The organism is Sphingopyxis sp. NFH-91 (assembly GCF_021401285.1).
Taxonomy (GTDB): Bacteria; Pseudomonadota; Alphaproteobacteria; order Sphingomonadales; family Sphingomonadaceae; genus Sphingopyxis; species Sphingopyxis terrae_A.
Map to the genome: position 1 here is coordinate 392587 of NZ_JACBGA010000002.1, position 14634 is coordinate 407220.

The 14634-nt window shown below is 64.5% G+C and carries 17 protein-coding genes and 1 tRNA gene; 9 read left to right on the forward strand and 9 right to left on the reverse strand.

Translation table 11 applies throughout. The features are described 5' to 3' along the window. Positions 1–36: 36 nt before the first annotated feature. From rpsA to aroA, 5 genes are all read right to left on the reverse strand, one after another. Positions 37–1749: a 30S ribosomal protein S1 gene (rpsA, locus tag L0963_RS06820; protein WP_003044206.1), complete on the reverse strand. Its 1713-nt coding sequence runs from the start codon at positions 1747–1749 to the stop codon at positions 37–39. Between the two features lie 293 nt (positions 1750–2042). After that, positions 2043–2672, reverse strand: a complete 630-nt coding sequence (locus tag L0963_RS06825) for a (d)CMP kinase (RefSeq protein ID WP_186401923.1) — start codon at positions 2670–2672, stop codon at positions 2043–2045. Next, on the reverse strand, positions 2669–2944 hold the full coding sequence (locus tag L0963_RS06830; protein ID WP_231737183.1) for a CBU_0592 family membrane protein: 276 nt from the start codon (positions 2942–2944) through the stop codon (positions 2669–2671). Before L0963_RS06830 ends, L0963_RS06825 begins: the two co-directional genes overlap by 4 nt. Continuing rightward, the gene (locus L0963_RS06835; RefSeq protein ID WP_062902490.1) at positions 2941–3597 is read right to left on the reverse strand and encodes a hypothetical protein; all 657 of its coding nucleotides are present in this window, start codon (positions 3595–3597) and stop codon (positions 2941–2943) included. Before L0963_RS06835 ends, L0963_RS06830 begins: the two co-directional genes overlap by 4 nt. Then, on the reverse strand, positions 3594–4922 hold the full coding sequence (aroA, locus tag L0963_RS06840; protein WP_234178951.1) for a 3-phosphoshikimate 1-carboxyvinyltransferase: 1329 nt from the start codon (positions 4920–4922) through the stop codon (positions 3594–3596). The genes L0963_RS06835 and aroA overlap by 4 nt, the downstream gene beginning before the upstream one ends. A gap of 124 nt (positions 4923–5046) precedes the next feature. Here aroA and L0963_RS06845 point away from each other — a divergent pair, with 124 nt between their 5' ends. Both L0963_RS06845 and L0963_RS06850 read left to right on the forward strand, forming a co-directional pair. Continuing rightward, positions 5047–5367: a TIGR02300 family protein gene (locus L0963_RS06845; protein WP_003044196.1), complete on the forward strand. Its 321-nt coding sequence runs from the start codon at positions 5047–5049 to the stop codon at positions 5365–5367. Between the two features lie 121 nt (positions 5368–5488). Next, positions 5489–5564 (forward strand) — tRNA-Ala (locus L0963_RS06850). Positions 5565–5638: 74 nt separating this feature from the next. Here the strand turns inward: L0963_RS06850 and L0963_RS06855 are convergent. Continuing rightward, the gene (locus L0963_RS06855) at positions 5639–6085 is read right to left on the reverse strand and encodes an RrF2 family transcriptional regulator (protein WP_058811379.1); all 447 of its coding nucleotides are present in this window, start codon (positions 6083–6085) and stop codon (positions 5639–5641) included. Positions 6086–6247: 162 nt separating this feature from the next. Here L0963_RS06855 and L0963_RS06860 point away from each other — a divergent pair, with 162 nt between their 5' ends. The 3 genes from L0963_RS06860 to L0963_RS06870 all read left to right on the forward strand — a co-directional run bounded on the left by L0963_RS06860 (position 6248) and on the right by L0963_RS06870 (position 8182). Then, positions 6248–6811 carry a hypothetical protein gene (locus L0963_RS06860; RefSeq protein ID WP_058811854.1) on the forward strand — a complete coding sequence of 188 codons (564 nt, stop codon included), beginning with the start codon at positions 6248–6250 and terminating at the stop codon, positions 6809–6811. Beyond that, the gene (locus L0963_RS06865) at positions 6795–7508 is read left to right on the forward strand and encodes a hypothetical protein (protein ID WP_186401921.1); all 714 of its coding nucleotides are present in this window, start codon (positions 6795–6797) and stop codon (positions 7506–7508) included. The genes L0963_RS06860 and L0963_RS06865 overlap by 17 nt, the downstream gene beginning before the upstream one ends. A gap of 71 nt (positions 7509–7579) precedes the next feature. Next, the gene (locus L0963_RS06870; RefSeq protein ID WP_186401920.1) at positions 7580–8182 is read left to right on the forward strand and encodes an HD domain-containing protein; all 603 of its coding nucleotides are present in this window, start codon (positions 7580–7582) and stop codon (positions 8180–8182) included. 89 nt (positions 8183–8271) lie between these two features. Here L0963_RS06870 and L0963_RS06875 read toward each other — a convergent pair whose 3' ends face one another. Further along, a complete protein-coding gene (locus L0963_RS06875; RefSeq protein ID WP_003044180.1) occupies positions 8272–9075 on the reverse strand; it encodes an enoyl-CoA hydratase-related protein in 804 nt (267 codons plus the stop codon). Positions 9076–9310: 235 nt separating this feature from the next. On the opposite strand from L0963_RS06875, the gene L0963_RS06880 reads away from it, so the two are divergent. Then, a complete protein-coding gene (locus L0963_RS06880; RefSeq protein WP_082819959.1) occupies positions 9311–10549 on the forward strand; it encodes an MFS transporter in 1239 nt (412 codons plus the stop codon). A 131-nt stretch (positions 10550–10680) separates the two neighbouring features. Beyond that, a complete protein-coding gene (locus L0963_RS06885) occupies positions 10681–11787 on the forward strand; it encodes an aspartyl protease family protein (protein ID WP_186401919.1) in 1107 nt (368 codons plus the stop codon). Here the strand turns inward: L0963_RS06885 and rsmD are convergent. After that, positions 11784–12326 carry a 16S rRNA (guanine(966)-N(2))-methyltransferase RsmD gene (gene rsmD / locus L0963_RS06890; protein ID WP_186401918.1) on the reverse strand — a complete coding sequence of 181 codons (543 nt, stop codon included), beginning with the start codon at positions 12324–12326 and terminating at the stop codon, positions 11784–11786. The two genes, L0963_RS06885 and rsmD, sit on opposite strands and share 4 nt — an antisense overlap. Continuing rightward, positions 12326–13180, reverse strand: a complete 855-nt coding sequence (locus tag L0963_RS06895; RefSeq protein WP_040590028.1) for a pseudouridine synthase — start codon at positions 13178–13180, stop codon at positions 12326–12328. The genes rsmD and L0963_RS06895 overlap by 1 nt, the downstream gene beginning before the upstream one ends. A gap of 157 nt (positions 13181–13337) precedes the next feature. Here L0963_RS06895 and L0963_RS06900 point away from each other — a divergent pair, with 157 nt between their 5' ends. Both L0963_RS06900 and L0963_RS06905 read left to right on the forward strand, forming a co-directional pair. Next, positions 13338–13775 (forward strand): response regulator, encoded by a 438-nt coding sequence (locus L0963_RS06900; protein ID WP_003044165.1) that lies wholly within the window; start codon positions 13338–13340, stop codon positions 13773–13775. Between the two features lie 58 nt (positions 13776–13833). Next, the gene (locus L0963_RS06905) at positions 13834–14571 is read left to right on the forward strand and encodes a DUF1223 domain-containing protein (RefSeq protein WP_186401917.1); all 738 of its coding nucleotides are present in this window, start codon (positions 13834–13836) and stop codon (positions 14569–14571) included. Positions 14572–14634: the final 63 nt, after the last annotated feature.

Genomic DNA, 14634 nt, shown 5'->3' on the forward strand with positions numbered 1-14634 from the left:
GCGGGCCTTTTGTTTCACCGCAAAAGCGGGGAAGGATTAATCCTTCTTGCCGGCCTTCAGCGCTTCGCCGAGGATGTCGCCGAGCGACGCACCCGAATCCGACGAACCATATTGTGCGACGGCTTCCTTTTCTTCGGCGATCTGCATCGCCTTGACAGAGAAGCTGGGCTTCTTCGAACGGTCGAAGCCGGTGACCATCGCGTCGAACTTCTGACCGACCTGATAGCGTTCGGGACGCTGTTCGTCGCGGTCGCGGCCGAGGTCGGCGCGCTTGATGAAGCCGGTGGCGCCATCTTCGCCGGCCTGGACTTCGAGGCCGTTGTCGCGGACTTCGAGGACCGAGACGGTGACGACATCGTTCTTCTTCAGCGAGCCCGAAGCGGCGACACCGCCGCCGACGGCCGGAGCACCCTTTTCAAGCTGCTTGATGCCGAGGCTGATGCGTTCCTTCTCGACGTCGACGTCGAGAACGACGACCTGCACATTCTCGCCCTTGCGGTGGAGGTGCAGCGCTTCTTCGCCCGAGATGCCCCACGCGATGTCCGACATGTGAACCATGCCGTCGACGTCGCCCGGAAGGCCGACGAACAGACCGAATTCGGTCGCGTTCTTGACTTCGCCTTCGACAACCGAGCCAACCGGATGCGCTTCTGCGAAGGCACCCCAGGGGTTCGACTGGGCCTGCTTGAGGCCAAGCGAGATGCGGCGCTTGTCGCTGTCGACTTCGAGGACGATGACGTCGACTTCCTGGCTCGTCGAAACGATCTTGCCGGGGTGGACGTTCTTCTTGACCCACGACATTTCGCTGACGTGGACCAGGCCTTCGATGCCGGGTTCGAGTTCGACGAACGCACCATAGTCGGTGATGTTCGTGACCGTGCCGGTGAGCTTCGCACCGACCGGATACTTGGCGGCGACGCCTTCCCACGGATCGCTTTCGAGCTGCTTCATGCCGAGGCTGATGCGCTGCGTATCGCGATTGATGCGGATGATCTGCACCTTAACCGTGTCACCGATGTTGATGACTTCGCTCGGGTGGTTGACGCGCTTGTAGCTCATGTCGGTGACATGGAGCAGGCCGTCGATGCCGCCGAGGTCAACGAACGCACCATAATCGGTGATGTTCTTGACCGCGCCTTCGATGATCTGACCTTCTTCCAGGTTCTGGATCAGGCCCGAACGCTGTTCGGCGCGCGTTTCTTCAAGGATGGCGCGGCGCGACACGACGATATTGCCGCGGCGGCGATCCATCTTGAGGATCTGGAACGGCTGCGGCAGATCCATGAGCGGGCCGACGTCGCGCACGGGGCGGATGTCGACCTGGCTGCCGGGAAGGAACGCCACGGCGCCGCCAAGGTCGACGGTGAAGCCGCCCTTGACGCGGCCGAAGATAACGCCTTCGACGCGGGCTTCCTTGTTGAATTCTTCTTCCAGGCGGTCCCAGGCGGCTTCGCGGCGAGCGCGGTCGCGCGACAGCATGGTTTCGCCATTGGCGTTTTCGACGCGGTCGACATAGACTTCGACTTCGTCGCCGACGTTGAGGTCGGCCTTCTGGCCGGGCATCGCGAATTCGCGAAGCGGCACGCGGCCTTCGCTCTTCAGGCCGATGTCGATCACTGCCAGGTCATTTTCGATCGCGGTCACGGTGCCCTTGACGACGCGGCCTTCAAAGCCGCCATCAGCACCACCCAGCGATTCGTCGAGCATCGCGGCGAAATCGTCGCGCGACGGAAAAGCCGTAGAGGCCATATGGGTTCTTCCTTACTTCATTTGTTCCGGCCAAGCGGTTGGTTCCGCTGGTCTTGTGGCCGATCCGTCCTGCCCGCCGAATGCGAAGCAGAACATCCTCAAGACCGGTTGGCGGCAGAAGCACGGGCAAAGCAAAAAGGGCGCGACGGGGATAGCCCATCACGCCCGACGCTCGATAGAGAGCGACGGTTCGTCCGTGCCTCGACCGGCCACAAGGCCCGTCGGACGGCGCGCGTATAGTCGCGAACGCGGCTTTCGGCAAGGCGAAAAGCCCTGTCGGCCGCGGACTCCCGTCAGCCGCGCGCCTTTGTCCGTTCGGTGACGAAGGCGATGGCGGCGGCGATCGCGGCATCGCGGTCCATCGCCGAGGTGTCGAGCAGCATCGCATCGTCGGCGCGGAGCAGGGGGGCGTCGGCACGGCCCATATCGCGGGCGTCGCGGGCGTGGATGTCGGCGAGCACGGCGTCATAGCCGATTTCGACCCCGCGCCCCAGCATCTCGGCATGGCGGCGGCGGGCGCGTTCTTCGGCACTTGCCGTCACGAACAGTTTGGCGTCGGCGTGCGGCGCGATCACGGTGCCGATATCGCGCCCGTCGAGCACGGCGCCGCCAGGCTGGTTGGCGAAATCGACCTGCCGCTGGAACAGCGCCTTGCGCACCGCAGGATGCACCGACGCGCGGCTGGCGAGGCTGCCCGTGCTTTCGTAGCGAAGCGCGGGATCGTCGAGCAAGGCGTCCGGAAAATCGCAGGCGACGAGGGCGTCGGCCGCCTTGTCCGGATCGCCATGATTGAGCTGCGTCTGATAGCCCACAGCGCGATAGAGCAGCCCGGTATCGAGCACGGGGAGGCCGAAATGCTCGGCAAGCGCCTTGGCGATAGTGCCCTTGCCCGACGCAGTAGGGCCGTCGACCGCGATAATCATGCCGAATCACCGCGGGTACGGCGCGCGCGAAGGGCGCGCAGCAAGCCCCAGGAAGCGATCAGCGCCCAAGCCGCTTCGAGCAGAAACGCCGCCAAGTTGAAATGAACCGACAGCGAGATCAGCAGCAAAATCGCGCCGACAAGGTTCACCGCATTGAACAGCAACTGATCCAGCGTCTTGGCCATGTTTGCATAGGCGAACGCAGCGATGAACAGGATGCTGCCGATGATGCCGATCGCGTTCGCGGCAAAGGAGGAGATATAGGCGCTCATACGAATTGATAGCCGTCAAATCGCACGCGGAGCAGCCGGCCATCGTGGTCGAAGCCGATTTCGACCCAGCCGGGGTTGAGCGTCGCGCCGCATTCGACGGGGCCGACGTTTCCCGACACGAGCGACGGGTCGCAGTCGAACGCCACATCGGGCAGAAAGCGGCGAACCCGGGCCCTCACCTCGGACTGGTCGCGCGCCGCCCCGATATCGAGCGCGCCGATCGGTCGCCCTTCGAACTCGCTTGCCTCCACCGTCTTGATCATGACACGGAGGTCGTCGGCGCCGTCTCCGTACAGAAAATGACGCACACCGGCGGCGTCGCGCCGTTCGCAGCCCTCGTCGGGGATGCAGGGCTCGTCGTCGATCGGCCGAAGTCCGCTGCCGGCGTCTGCCGCACGGCTATCGATCGGATAATCGGAAAAGCTCCGGTCGACCCGAAGCTGCGCACCGCTCGGACAATATTCGACGTCGCCGTCGCACGTCGCGCTGGTGACCGATGCCGTCGGGTCCGGCGCGCGCGCTGTATCGGCAAAGGCGCCCGCCGTGTCGGCGGTTGTCGGAAGGGTGGCGCCCTGTTGCGCGCCGGCCGCGCCGGCACTTAGGCCGAGGAGCGCGATCGGGGCCGCGATGGACAGGATGGGACGACGGTTCATCGCTGCAGGCCCTCCAGCAACGCCTCGAAATTGGGAAAGCTCGTTGCGACCGGTGCCATATCGTCGATCGTCACGGGGGCCTTGCTGACGAGGCCCGCGATGGCGAAGCTCATGCAGATGCGGTGGTCGAGGTGGCCGGCGATGGTCGCGCCGCCGGGCAGCGGGTCGCCGCCGGTGCCGTGGATGACGAGGCCGTCCTCGCTCTCCTCGACCCGCACGCCGATCGCCGCGAGGCCCGCGGCCATGACCGACAGCCGGTCGCTTTCCTTGACGCGCAGCTCGTCGAGGCCGGTCGTCACGGTCGTCCCCTCGGCAAGCGCGGCGGCGACGAAGAGAATCGGATATTCGTCGATCATGCTCGGCGCGACTGCCGGATCGACCGCGATGCCGCGGAGCAGGCTGTGGCGGACGCGCAGGTCGGCGACGGGCTCGCCGCCGACTTCGCGCGCATCGAGCAGTTCGATATCCCCGCCCATCGCCTTCAATACCTCGACCAGGCCGGCGCGGGTCGGGTTGAGGCCGACATTGGCAATAGTGACGTCCGATCCGGGGACGAGCAGCGCCGCAACGATGAAGAAAGCGGCCGACGAGGGGTCGCCCGGAACGACGATCGTTTGCGGCCGCAATTCGGCTTCGCCCATCACCGAAATCCAGCGGGTGCCGTCGGATTCTACTTCGACGTCCAGCGTGGCGCCGAAGCCCTTGAGCATCCGTTCGCTATGGTCGCGCGTCGGCACGGGTTCGATCACGGTGGTGATTCCCGGCGTATTGAGGCCGGCGAGCAGGATCGCCGACTTGACCTGCGCCGAGGCGACCGGAAGCCGATATTCGATCGGCACCGCGGGCGCGAGGCCGCGCACCATCAAGGGAAGGCGGCCACCCGGCGAGGCCGAGATGTCAGCGCCCAACTGCGACAACGGATCGATGACGCGCCCCATCGGGCGTCCCGACAGGCTGGCATCGCCGACGAAAGTGGTCGTGATCGGATGGCTGGAAACAAGGCCCATCAGCAGGCGCGTCGAGGTGCCGCTGTTGCCCATGTCGAGCGCTTCGCGCGGCTGGAGCAGGCCACCGACACCGACGCCTTCAATGACCCATTCGCCGTCGCCGGTGCAGTCGATATTCGCGCCCATCGCGCGCATGGCCGCGGCGGTGGCGAGGACATCATGCCCCTCAAGCAGCCCGCTCACGTGGCTGGTGCCGACCGCGAGCGCCGACAACATCAGGGCGCGATGCGAAATGCTCTTGTCGCCGGGAATCGCGATCCTACCTTTAAGCGGAGCGGACGCGGCGAAGCTGTGGGGGCGGGCATTCTGGTCAGTCATGGCGTGCGGCTTTTGACAGCGGCCCGACAATCTGGCAAGGCGCACGCCGATTTGACGGATCGCCGGCCCGGCGCCCATCTTTTTCCGAAATATCAACCGATTTCCAAAAGGTTACGAGGCTTATATGGTAAAGGCTGAATGGGGCACGAAGCGTAGCTGCCCGAAATGTGCCACCCGATTCTACGATTTGACCAAGGATGATCCGGTCAGCTGCATCAATTGCGGCTATTCCTGGATTCCGGAATCGGTGCTGAAATCGAAGCAGCCGATGCCCTTCGAGGAAGTCGAGAAGCCGACCAAGGTCAAGGAAGAGGCCATCGACGAGGATCTGGATCTGGACGTCGATGTCGATGAAGACAGCGATTCGCCGGATAACGATGTCGATCTGGGCGGCGATGACGATCTGGGCGTCGCCACCGGCGACGACGAAGACGACGAAAGCTGATTTTTCGGCGAGGGGCCAAAAAAGCATCGCGGAGATGCATTTGGCCCCTTGCATCGAACGCAGGCGCTGCTAAAGGCGGCGTCCCGGTCGCACCACCCAGGGCGGCCAGACGAAATGGCACGGGGCCTTAGCTCAGCTGGGAGAGCGCTACAATGGCATTGTAGAGGTCAGCGGTTCGATCCCGCTAGGCTCCACCATTTCCTCGAAAACAAGAGGTCCGACGCACCGGCGTTCGGGCCTTTTTCTTTGCCGTGCCGGTTGGCGTGGCGCGTCAGAGCGCCATTTCTTCCTTTTCGAACAAGGGTTCGAAGCCGATCGGGTCGGCCAGGCTGATCCGGTCGAGGATCGCGGCGGTATCGTCGCGCACCTTCAGCATCAGCGTGCGCATCCGGCATTCGGCTTCGGGCAGGCAATTCTTGCAGGTTTCGTGGGCATTGCGGCTGGCACACGGGACCAGCGCGAGCGACCCGCGCGTCAGCCGGACAAGATCGCCATAGCTGATGTCGACCGGCGGCAGCGCAAGCTGATAGCCGCCATCGCGTCCGCGCTGCGAGATGAGCAACCCTTCGCGCGCCATTTCCGACAGGATGACGGTCAGGAATTTGGGCGGGATATTCTGCGCCTCGGCAATGTCCGCGAGTTGGACCTGACCCTTGCCCCAATGATCGGCAAGATGCTGAAAGGCACGTATCGTGTAGCGGGTCTTCTGCGAGAGCATGGCGCGCTGTCTGATCCACTTTGCCGATAATTTCAACCTCCCGACATGACAATTATCGCCTCAGCGCCAGCCCCATTGATTGAAATCACAGCGCGGCGTAGTTTCGCGGCGATAAGCGGGGTCGCGATCACAGGTTTTGGCACGGGTTTTTTGGAGCCGCATATGAAGCGAATCATGTTGGTCCCCGCCTGGGCCGCCGTCACCCTGCTGGCGGTGGCGCCCGCGCAGGCACAGTTCGGCGGGCTGCTGCGCAAGGTCACGACGCCGACCCCCGCCCCGACGTCGAGCGAAAGCGACAACGGCGGTTGTCCCAAGGGCAAGAAGGGCAGCAGCGTCGGCCGCGGCATATTGGGCGGTGTGATCCGCGATGCGGTGGGCGACGCGGCCAGCAAGGCGGGCGTCTATTCCTATGTCCCGATCGCCGAGGTCAGCGGAACGCTGACCGACGCCATCGCTTGCCGCCTCGACCCCGCCGAACAGGTGCAGGCCGCCAAGGCCACCGAAGAGGTGACACGCGGCGAAGCGGTCGGCACGACGTCGAACTGGACCAGCGAAACGCGCGACAATGTCAGCGGGTCGTCGACCGTGGCTTCGATCAACACAGAGGACGGCGGCAGGAAGTGCATGACCGTCAACGACTTCGTGATCGTCGATGGCGAGGAAACCCGTGTGTCGAAACGCATGTGCAAGGGGCCGGGTGATACGCGCTATGTTCTTGCGGCCTGAATTGCCGAAGCTCGCCCTCACGGCGCTTGCGGTCGTCAGCCTGACCGCGGCGACCGAGATGGACCCGATCAATCCGACCTGTCCGCTCAACCCCAATTGGTCGGCCAATCCGACGATGAAGCTGACGGTCGAAAAGCGCGGCGCGATGAAGGTGATGCTCGCCGAAGGCCGCGTTGATTCGGGACTGCCCGACCGGCTGAGCGCCGCGCTGAAGGCCAATCCGGACGTATCCGAGATATGGCTGCGTTCGCCCGGCGGCGATGCGCGCGCCGGCAACGCCGCGGGGCGCATCATCCGGTCGAACCCCGGCCTTGCGACGCGCATACCGAGCGGCTGGGCCTGTTTCAGCGCCTGCAATTTCGTCTTCATGGGCGGTGCGCCGCGGCTGATCGAGCCGGGCGGCGAGTTCATCGTCCATATGTTCACCAGCACCGGCGACCGCTCGCTGATCGACGAAAGCGTGGCGATGGGCACCGATGCGACGACCGAGCTGATCGGCGACGTCGAACAGGACAGCGCGCTGCTGGCGAGCGAGGACAATGATTTCCTGATCAAGATGGGCGTGTCGCGCAAATTGCTGACCGACATCATGTATCGGCAGAAGGCGGTGAAGGGCAGCGGCCCGGACAAATCGACGCGCCGCTGCCTGACGCTCGACGAAGCGCTGAAATATGGCGTGACCTACGCGGTAGAATAGCGACGGCTGAACAGCGTTGCATATCGCAACGAAACGCATAGACTGGCCGCCGATATATGGGAGAGCCAGCCATGACCGACATGACGCACGATCACGCGTCCTTCCGTTCGATGATCGACGGCACACAGGAAGATTGGGATATCATCGCGCGCGAGCAGAAGGAATTCGCGCCGCAGAACGGCAAGCGCATCCTCGATCATCTGAAACTGCTTGGCGGCGATTATGGCGGCTTTCCCGTTGATCGGCTCGAGCATTGCTTGCAGACCGCGACGCGCGCGCATCGCGATGGGCGCGACGAGGAATATGTGGTGATGGCGCTGCTCCACGACATCGGCGACACGCTGGGCGCATTCAACCATCCCGATGTCGCGGCGGCGATCCTCAAGCCCTTCCTGTCGGAAGAAAATCTTTGGATCGTCCAGCACCACGGCATCTTCCAGGGCCATTATTTCTTCCACTATCTCGGGCTCGACCGCGACATGCGCGACCAGTTCAAGGACCATCCCTATTACGCGGCGTGCGCCGAATTCTGCGAAAAATATGACGCGCCAGCGTTCGACCCCGACTATGAAAGCGAGCCGCTGGAATTCTTCGAGCCGATGGTGATGCGTCTCTGCTCCTATCCGCGCACGAGCATCTACAAGAAGATTATGGTCGAAGAAGCGGCGGAGTAAGCCCCAGCGTTCATGGGTAATACCCGGCGAAAGCCGGGGTCAGAAGGCGCGCAAAAGGACCCCGGCTTTCGCCGGGGAGCACTAGTAGTTCACTTGCCCTTGAACTCGGTCTTGCGCTTCTGAAGGAAGGCCGCGATGCCCTCGGCGGCATCGGCGCTGTTGCCGGCCAGATACTGGCCCATCGCCTCGGCGTCGAGCGTGTCGGCATAGCTTTGCGTCAACCCGCCGCGCAGCACCTTGCGCATCGTGCCGAGCGCAACCGTCGGTCCGCTGGCCAGCCGCTTTGCGAGCGCTTCGGCTTCAGCCATCAGCGCGTCATCCTCGACCGCCTTGTAAATCAGTCCCCAATCGGCGGCCTGTTCGGCCGAGATTTTCTCGCCGAGCATCATCATCTGCGTCGCGCGCGGCAGGCCGACGAGCCGTGGCAGCAGCCACGACGATCCCCCGTCGGGGACGAGGCCGATATTGACGAAAGCCTGGAGGAAATAGGCGCTTTTGCCAGCAATCGCGAAATCGCCCGACAGCGCAAAGCTGCATCCGACCCCTGCGGCGGGGCCGTTGACCGCGGTCACGACCGGAATGTCGAGATTGGCGAGCGCGAGCAGCATCGGGTTATAATGGTTGCGCAGCGCCTTGCGACTGTTCGCGCCGCCGCCGACAGCGGTTGCGCTGCGATCGCCCGCCAGATCCGCGCCCGAACAGAAACCGCGACCCTCACCGGTAATCAGCAGCGCACGCGCGCCAAGGACGCCCATCCAGTCGAGCGCGGCGCGGATATCGTCGGCCATCGCGGGCGGCATCGAATTGAGCCGTTCGGGACGGTTGAGCGTGATCTTCGCGACATTGTCGCTGCACGCGAGCTTGATCGTGTCGAAGGTCGGTATGTCGGTCATGGGGAAGAATCCTCTCGCGGTCTTTACCTTTACGTTCACGTAAAGGTGTGACCGATTCGGAGGATGAGTGCAAGGGGCGTTGCACGGTAGCGACAGTGCGCTCGGGCCCCGATGCCCCGCGCCGGTTTGACATCGCGTCGGCAATCGCACACCGGAACAGATGATAACTGGGGTGATTTGACCGGGGGGGAGGGCGACTGTGAATCTGGAGCCATATCGCAGACATCGCCGAATTTTGACCGCAAGTCTGGTCGGCACCGCAGTCGAATTTTATGATTTTTATATCTACGGCACCGCGGCTGCGCTGGTCTTCGGGCCGCTTTTCTTTCCTTCGGAATCGCCGTCGGCGCAGCTGATGCTCAGCTTCATGAGCTTCGGGCTCGCTTTTTTCGCGCGGCCGGTCGGCGCCGTCGTGTTCGGCCATTTCGGCGACCGGATCGGGCGGAAGTCGACGCTCGTTGCCTCGCTGATGCTGATGGGGGCCTCGACGCTGCTTATCGCCTTTCTGCCGACCTATGCGATGGTCGGCTGGGTCGCACCGTTGCTGCTGTGCATCTTGCGGTTCGGGCAGGGCTTCGGGCTGGGCGGGGAATGGGGCGGTGCGGCGCTGCTCGCGGTCGAAAATGCGCCGCCGGGATGGCAGTCGCGCTTCGGCATGTTCCCGCAGCTTGGCGCGCCGGTCGGGTTCATCGCCGCCAACGGACTGTTCCTGCTCCTCGGCCTTTGGCTGAGCGATGCCGATTTTGCGGCGTGGGGCTGGCGTATCCCCTTTCTTGTTTCCGCCGTGCTCGTCGGCCTTGGCCTGTGGGTGCGGCTCAAGATCGGTGAGACGCCGGCCTTTTCGGAGGCGTTGGAGCGCGACGCGCCTGTCGGCGTGCCGATCGGCGAGTTGCTGCGCGGCCACTTCGTCGCGACGCTTGCCGGCACCTTCGCGGTCGTCGCCTGTTTCGCGATCTTCTATCTCGCGACCAGCTTCGCCCTTGCGCACGGCACCACCACGCTCGGCTATCCGAAGGAGGAGTTTCTGCTCATCCAGCTCGGTGCGATATTGTTCATGGCGGGCGGCATTATCTTTGCGGGCTATGCCAGCGATGCGTCGAGTGCGCAGCGCGTGCTGCGCTGGGGCTGCGGCGCGACGATGCTCGTCGGCTTGCTGTTCGGTCCGGCGCTGGCCTCGGGGAGCTGGCTGACGATCTTCGCAGGTCTCGCCACATCGCTGTTCGTCATGGGCCTCGTCTACGGCCCGCTCGGGAGCTGGCTGACCGGCCTGTTCCCCGTGCGCGTCCGCTACACCGGCGCGTCGGTCGCCTTCAATGTCGGCGGCATATTAGGCGGCGCAGCCGCGCCGATCGCGGCGCAGGCGCTCGGTGACTGGCGCGGAACCGAGGTCGTCGGCCTCTATCTGGCGCTCGCCGGACTGGTCAGCTTTTGCGGCCTGGCCTTGGTGACAAAAATTGAACGCGGTGACGCGTGAGGCGCAATGTCATTGCGGCGTCATCATTGAATCTCTAACAAACGGATAGTCTCCCACCACCGCGAGATCTGCCCATGTCCTTGATCGCACGCCGTTCTTTCATCGCCTCATGGCCGGTCATCGCCAGCCTCATGCTGCCGGGTTCCGCGGCCGCTTTGGCGCCAATGGTCTTCGCCGCACCGATCAGGCTGCAGGGCAATCGCGTCTGGCTTGATGTGTCGGTGGAAGGCTTGCCTCCCGAACCGTTCATTCTCGACACCGGTACCACCGAAAGCCTGATTTCGGATAGCTGGGCGAACTCCGTCAAGCTGCGCGAACGCGGCGCGAGCATTATCGGCGGCCTGGGCGGGGTAGAGCGGACGTCGGTCCTGCGCGTCGAGGATGTGGTGATCGGCGGCACCTTTCGCATCCCCTATATGGAATTTCACGGCACCAAGTCAGTCGTCGACTCGAGCACCCGGGGATTGATCGGCGCGCCGCTGTTTACCGATATGGACAGCGATCTTGATTTCGTGGCGAACCAGTGGCGCATCTATCCCGATGGCCGTAGCGAGCGGCCTGGCATGTATCTGATACCCGAAAGCTATATGCCCCGCCGGGCGAGCTACGGTTTGACCACGCCCGTGCAGATCGGCGATTTTTCCGGGCGCTTCCTGATCGACACAGGCGCACCCCGCAACATCCTGCTCGATGGCAAGGCGGCGCGCGACATCGGTTGGTGGGATAGCGAACGACCCTATGTTCCCGTGCGTGCAAGCGGCTTCGGCAAAGGAAGTCTGCGGACCCGTATGTTCCGGGCGGACAAGGTCCTTCTTCACAAATTCGCCTTTCCGCGCGCGCTGGTCACACTTGCTGAGCCCGGCCCGCGGAACGGCAATTTCGATAATGTCGAGGGGTTGGTCGGGTTGGACATGATCCGCCATTTCCACCTGTCGACGGATCCCAAGCGCAAACAGCTATGGATGGCGCCCAACGGACTCGATTTTGCAGGAACCGAGCGCTATCCGATGTCGGGGCTTTGGCTTGACCGCAAAGGTACGCGTATCGTGATCGAGGATGTTGGCAACGGCAGCCCGGCCAAGGACGCCGGGCTGCAACCGGGCGATACGCTTGTGGGGGTCGAATGGAACGCGATGTTGCGCCGGCTGGGCGGCAAGCCCGGGGATCAAGTCGCGTTCGATTATGAACGCGACGGGAAGCGCGGTCACGCGCAGTTCAATCTGAAGCCCTATCTTTAGTCGGCACGGAGCAGCGTCAGCTTAGCTTTTCCGACCTTTCGCTCCGCTTCGATCGCGAAGCCCGCGACGTCGACGCTTTCTTTCTCGCCTGTTTCGATCGAGATCCAGCTATCGGTATCGACCCAGCCGAGCCGCGCCAGCTTGTCGAGTGCGACACTGCCCGCGCCGGTTGCATAGGGCGCATCGAGCAGCAGCAGATCGAAACTGCGTGGCGCTGGCCCAAGTGCGAGGACCGAACCGGCCCGCACCTCGGCGCGTCCGGCCGCACCGAGCGCCGCCAGATTCTTGCGCAGGGCGTCGATCGCCTCGCGATCCTGCTCACCGAACAGGCACTGCACGGCGCCGCGCGACAAGGCCTCGATCCCCAGCGCGCCCGACCCCGCGAACAGGTCGGCGACATACAAGCCCTCGAAACTACCGAGCCGGCTTGCAAGCATGGAGAAGAGTGTCTCGCGCGTGCGGTCGGCGGTCGGGCGAGTGGCATCATTCTTGGGCGCGATCAACTTGCGACCGCGCCATTTGCCGGAAATGACGCGCATCAGCTCATCCGCCGCCGGAACTGGAACAAGGCATCGCGTGGTACGACCTCGACCGCGCCGACATCGAGGCCGTCGAGCTCGAAAGCGCCATATCGCGTCCGGATCAGGCGGCTCACCTGCAGCCCCAGATGTTCGAGCACGCGGCGAACCTCGCGATTCTTGCCCTCGGTCAGCGTCAGCTCGATCCACTGGTTGCGCCCCGTCCGCCGTTCGAGATTGGCGTCGATCTTGCCATAGCGGACCCCGTCGATCTCGACCCCCTCGACCAGTTCCTCGAGCTGCGCTTGGCTGATGTCGCCAAACGCGCGGGCGCGATAGGTGCGCTCGACCCCGCTGGCGGGCAGTTCGAGCTGGCGCTTGAATTCGCCGTCATTGGTCAGCAACAGCAAGCCCTCGGTATTATAGTCGAGCCGCCCGACGGGCATCAGCCGCGGCAGCCCCTTGGGCAGCACGTCATAAATCGTCTTGCGTCCCTTGGGGTCGCGCGCCGCGGTCAGGCAGCCGACCGGCTTGTAGAAGCGATAGAGGCGCGTCGATACGGGCTTTGCGACCGGATTGCCGTCGACGGTCAAGCCCTCGAGCGATGAGAGCAGCGGCGCCGGTTGCACGATCACCGCGCCGTTCAGTGCAATGCGGCCTTCCTCGATCATTCGTTCGACATCGCGCCGTGACCCGACGCCAGCGCGCGCCAGGAGCTTGGTGATGCGCTGCGGCCCGTCCTCGCGCTCCTCTTCCTTCGGCGGAGCCTTACGCGGCGGTTGTGCAGCGCGCGCGCTGCGGCGGCCACGCGGAGCGTCGCCCTGCGGGGAAGCGGGCGGGCGGGACGGCGAACGGGGTGGGCGGCGTGTCGTCATCGGAACGGATGCGGCTTTCATATCGTTATTCGGGAAAAGGGATGTTGTAATATGGCCACGCTCATAGCCGGAAAAGTGTCGCTTCGTCGATGGCAAGCAAAAGCAATCTTGCGAGGACGCGCACGCAGAGTCATGCGGCGGACGGAAGGTAGGTAAAATGCTCTTCGCGTCCCGCCCGTCCTGCTTCAAACGGCTGCTGATCGTCGAGGATGATCCGCTGGTCGCTTTCGACAATGAGCGGACCCTGAAGCATGGTGGCTATGACGTCGTTGCGACGGTCGATTCGGGCGAAGCGGCTGTCGCGATGCTGGCAGACAAGACGATCGATGCGCTGATCCTCGACCTCAAGCTCGCGGGGCACATGACGGGACGCGAGGTTGCGCGGCTCGCGCGCGACCGCGGCGTTGCCGTACTGCTGGTAACGGGGCAATGTCCCGAAGATGCGGGCGACATCGCGCTCGCCTGCCTGACCAAGCCGCACGGGGCGGCGGCGCTTCTCCACGCGGTTCGCGCCGTCGAGACGATGGTGTGCAAGCACAAGATGCCGCGCAAGGTGAGCGGGATGCAAACCTATTGGCGTCCCGAGGCCGCGTAACCGGCCCGCTGCCTCCACCGAACCGGCGGTTGAGTGCCGATGCGCGAGGAGGATCCCGTTGAAGATATTGCTTCCGCTGTTCAGCTTGGCTTTGGGGGCGGCCGCCGCGCTCCTGTTCGGGCCATCCGATCGACCGTCCGCCGCCATCGCGGCTTCGACGCCGCCCGCGGCGCCCGTGCTGGTCGAGTTGTTCACCAGCCAGGGTTGTTCCTCCTGTCCGCCCGCCGACCGGTTGCTCGAAAGACTGGATGCCGAAGGCTCCGTGGTCGCGGTCAGCCGCCCCGTTACCTATTGGGACCGGCTGGGATGGAAGGATACGCTCGCGCGCGCCGCGAACGATGCGCTTCAGGACCGCTATGCGCGGCGCGGGCTGCCGGGGGCGGGCGTTTATACCCCCGAAACCGTCGTGCAGGGGAGCGCGGCCGCCGTCGGATCGGACGAGCGGGCGCTGCGCCGGATGCTCGGCGCCGCGCCAAGCGACGCGGCGCTTCGCCTCGACGGCGGCCGTGTGGTCGCTTCGCGGTCCGCAGCGGGTGCCGAATTGCGCTTCGTGGCGATCGCGCACCGCGCCTCGGTCGACGTCGCCCGCGGCGAGAATGGCAACCGGACGCTGGGCTATACCAATGTGGTGCTGGCCGAGGCGGCGGTTCCTTGCCCCGCAAGCGGCGCCTGCGCGGCTGCAATACCCGCAGCGATCGCGGGCCAGCGCGGCGCCGACCGCTGGGCGGTGCTGTTGCAGGACCGCGCCGGCGGGCGCGTGCACGCCGTCCGCTGGATCGGGCGCCCCGCCAAATAGATGCTTCCAATTTGGTCCTGTTGCTTTAGGCCGAACGGTTCGATGCGTCGCCGGTCAGCCGAG

Bases quoted from the DNA above. Each gene is read 5' to 3' on its own strand.
- rpsA (WP_003044206.1), bottom strand. From the start codon at position 1,749: ATGGCCTCTACGGCTTTTCCGTCGCGCGACGATTTCGCCGCGATGCTC.
- L0963_RS06825 (WP_186401923.1), bottom strand. From the start codon at position 2,672: ATGATTATCGCGGTCGACGGCCCTACTGCGTCGGGCAAGGGCACTATC.
- L0963_RS06830 (WP_231737183.1), bottom strand. From the start codon at position 2,944: ATGAGCGCCTATATCTCCTCCTTTGCCGCGAACGCGATCGGCATCATC.
- L0963_RS06835 (WP_062902490.1), bottom strand. From the start codon at position 3,597: ATGAACCGTCGTCCCATCCTGTCCATCGCGGCCCCGATCGCGCTCCTC.
- aroA (WP_234178951.1), bottom strand. From the start codon at position 4,922: ATGACTGACCAGAATGCCCGCCCCCACAGCTTCGCCGCGTCCGCTCCG.
- L0963_RS06845 (WP_003044196.1), top strand. From the start codon at position 5,047: ATGGTAAAGGCTGAATGGGGCACGAAGCGTAGCTGCCCGAAATGTGCC.
- L0963_RS06855 (WP_058811379.1), bottom strand. From the start codon at position 6,085: ATGCTCTCGCAGAAGACCCGCTACACGATACGTGCCTTTCAGCATCTT.
- L0963_RS06860 (WP_058811854.1), top strand. From the start codon at position 6,248: ATGAAGCGAATCATGTTGGTCCCCGCCTGGGCCGCCGTCACCCTGCTG.
- L0963_RS06865 (WP_186401921.1), top strand. From the start codon at position 6,795: ATGTTCTTGCGGCCTGAATTGCCGAAGCTCGCCCTCACGGCGCTTGCG.
- L0963_RS06870 (WP_186401920.1), top strand. From the start codon at position 7,580: ATGACCGACATGACGCACGATCACGCGTCCTTCCGTTCGATGATCGAC.
- L0963_RS06875 (WP_003044180.1), bottom strand. From the start codon at position 9,075: ATGACCGACATACCGACCTTCGACACGATCAAGCTCGCGTGCAGCGAC.
- L0963_RS06885 (WP_186401919.1), top strand. From the start codon at position 10,681: ATGCTGCCGGGTTCCGCGGCCGCTTTGGCGCCAATGGTCTTCGCCGCA.
- rsmD (WP_186401918.1), bottom strand. From the start codon at position 12,326: ATGCGCGTCATTTCCGGCAAATGGCGCGGTCGCAAGTTGATCGCGCCC.
- L0963_RS06895 (WP_040590028.1), bottom strand. From the start codon at position 13,180: ATGACGACACGCCGCCCACCCCGTTCGCCGTCCCGCCCGCCCGCTTCC.
- L0963_RS06900 (WP_003044165.1), top strand. From the start codon at position 13,338: ATGCTCTTCGCGTCCCGCCCGTCCTGCTTCAAACGGCTGCTGATCGTC.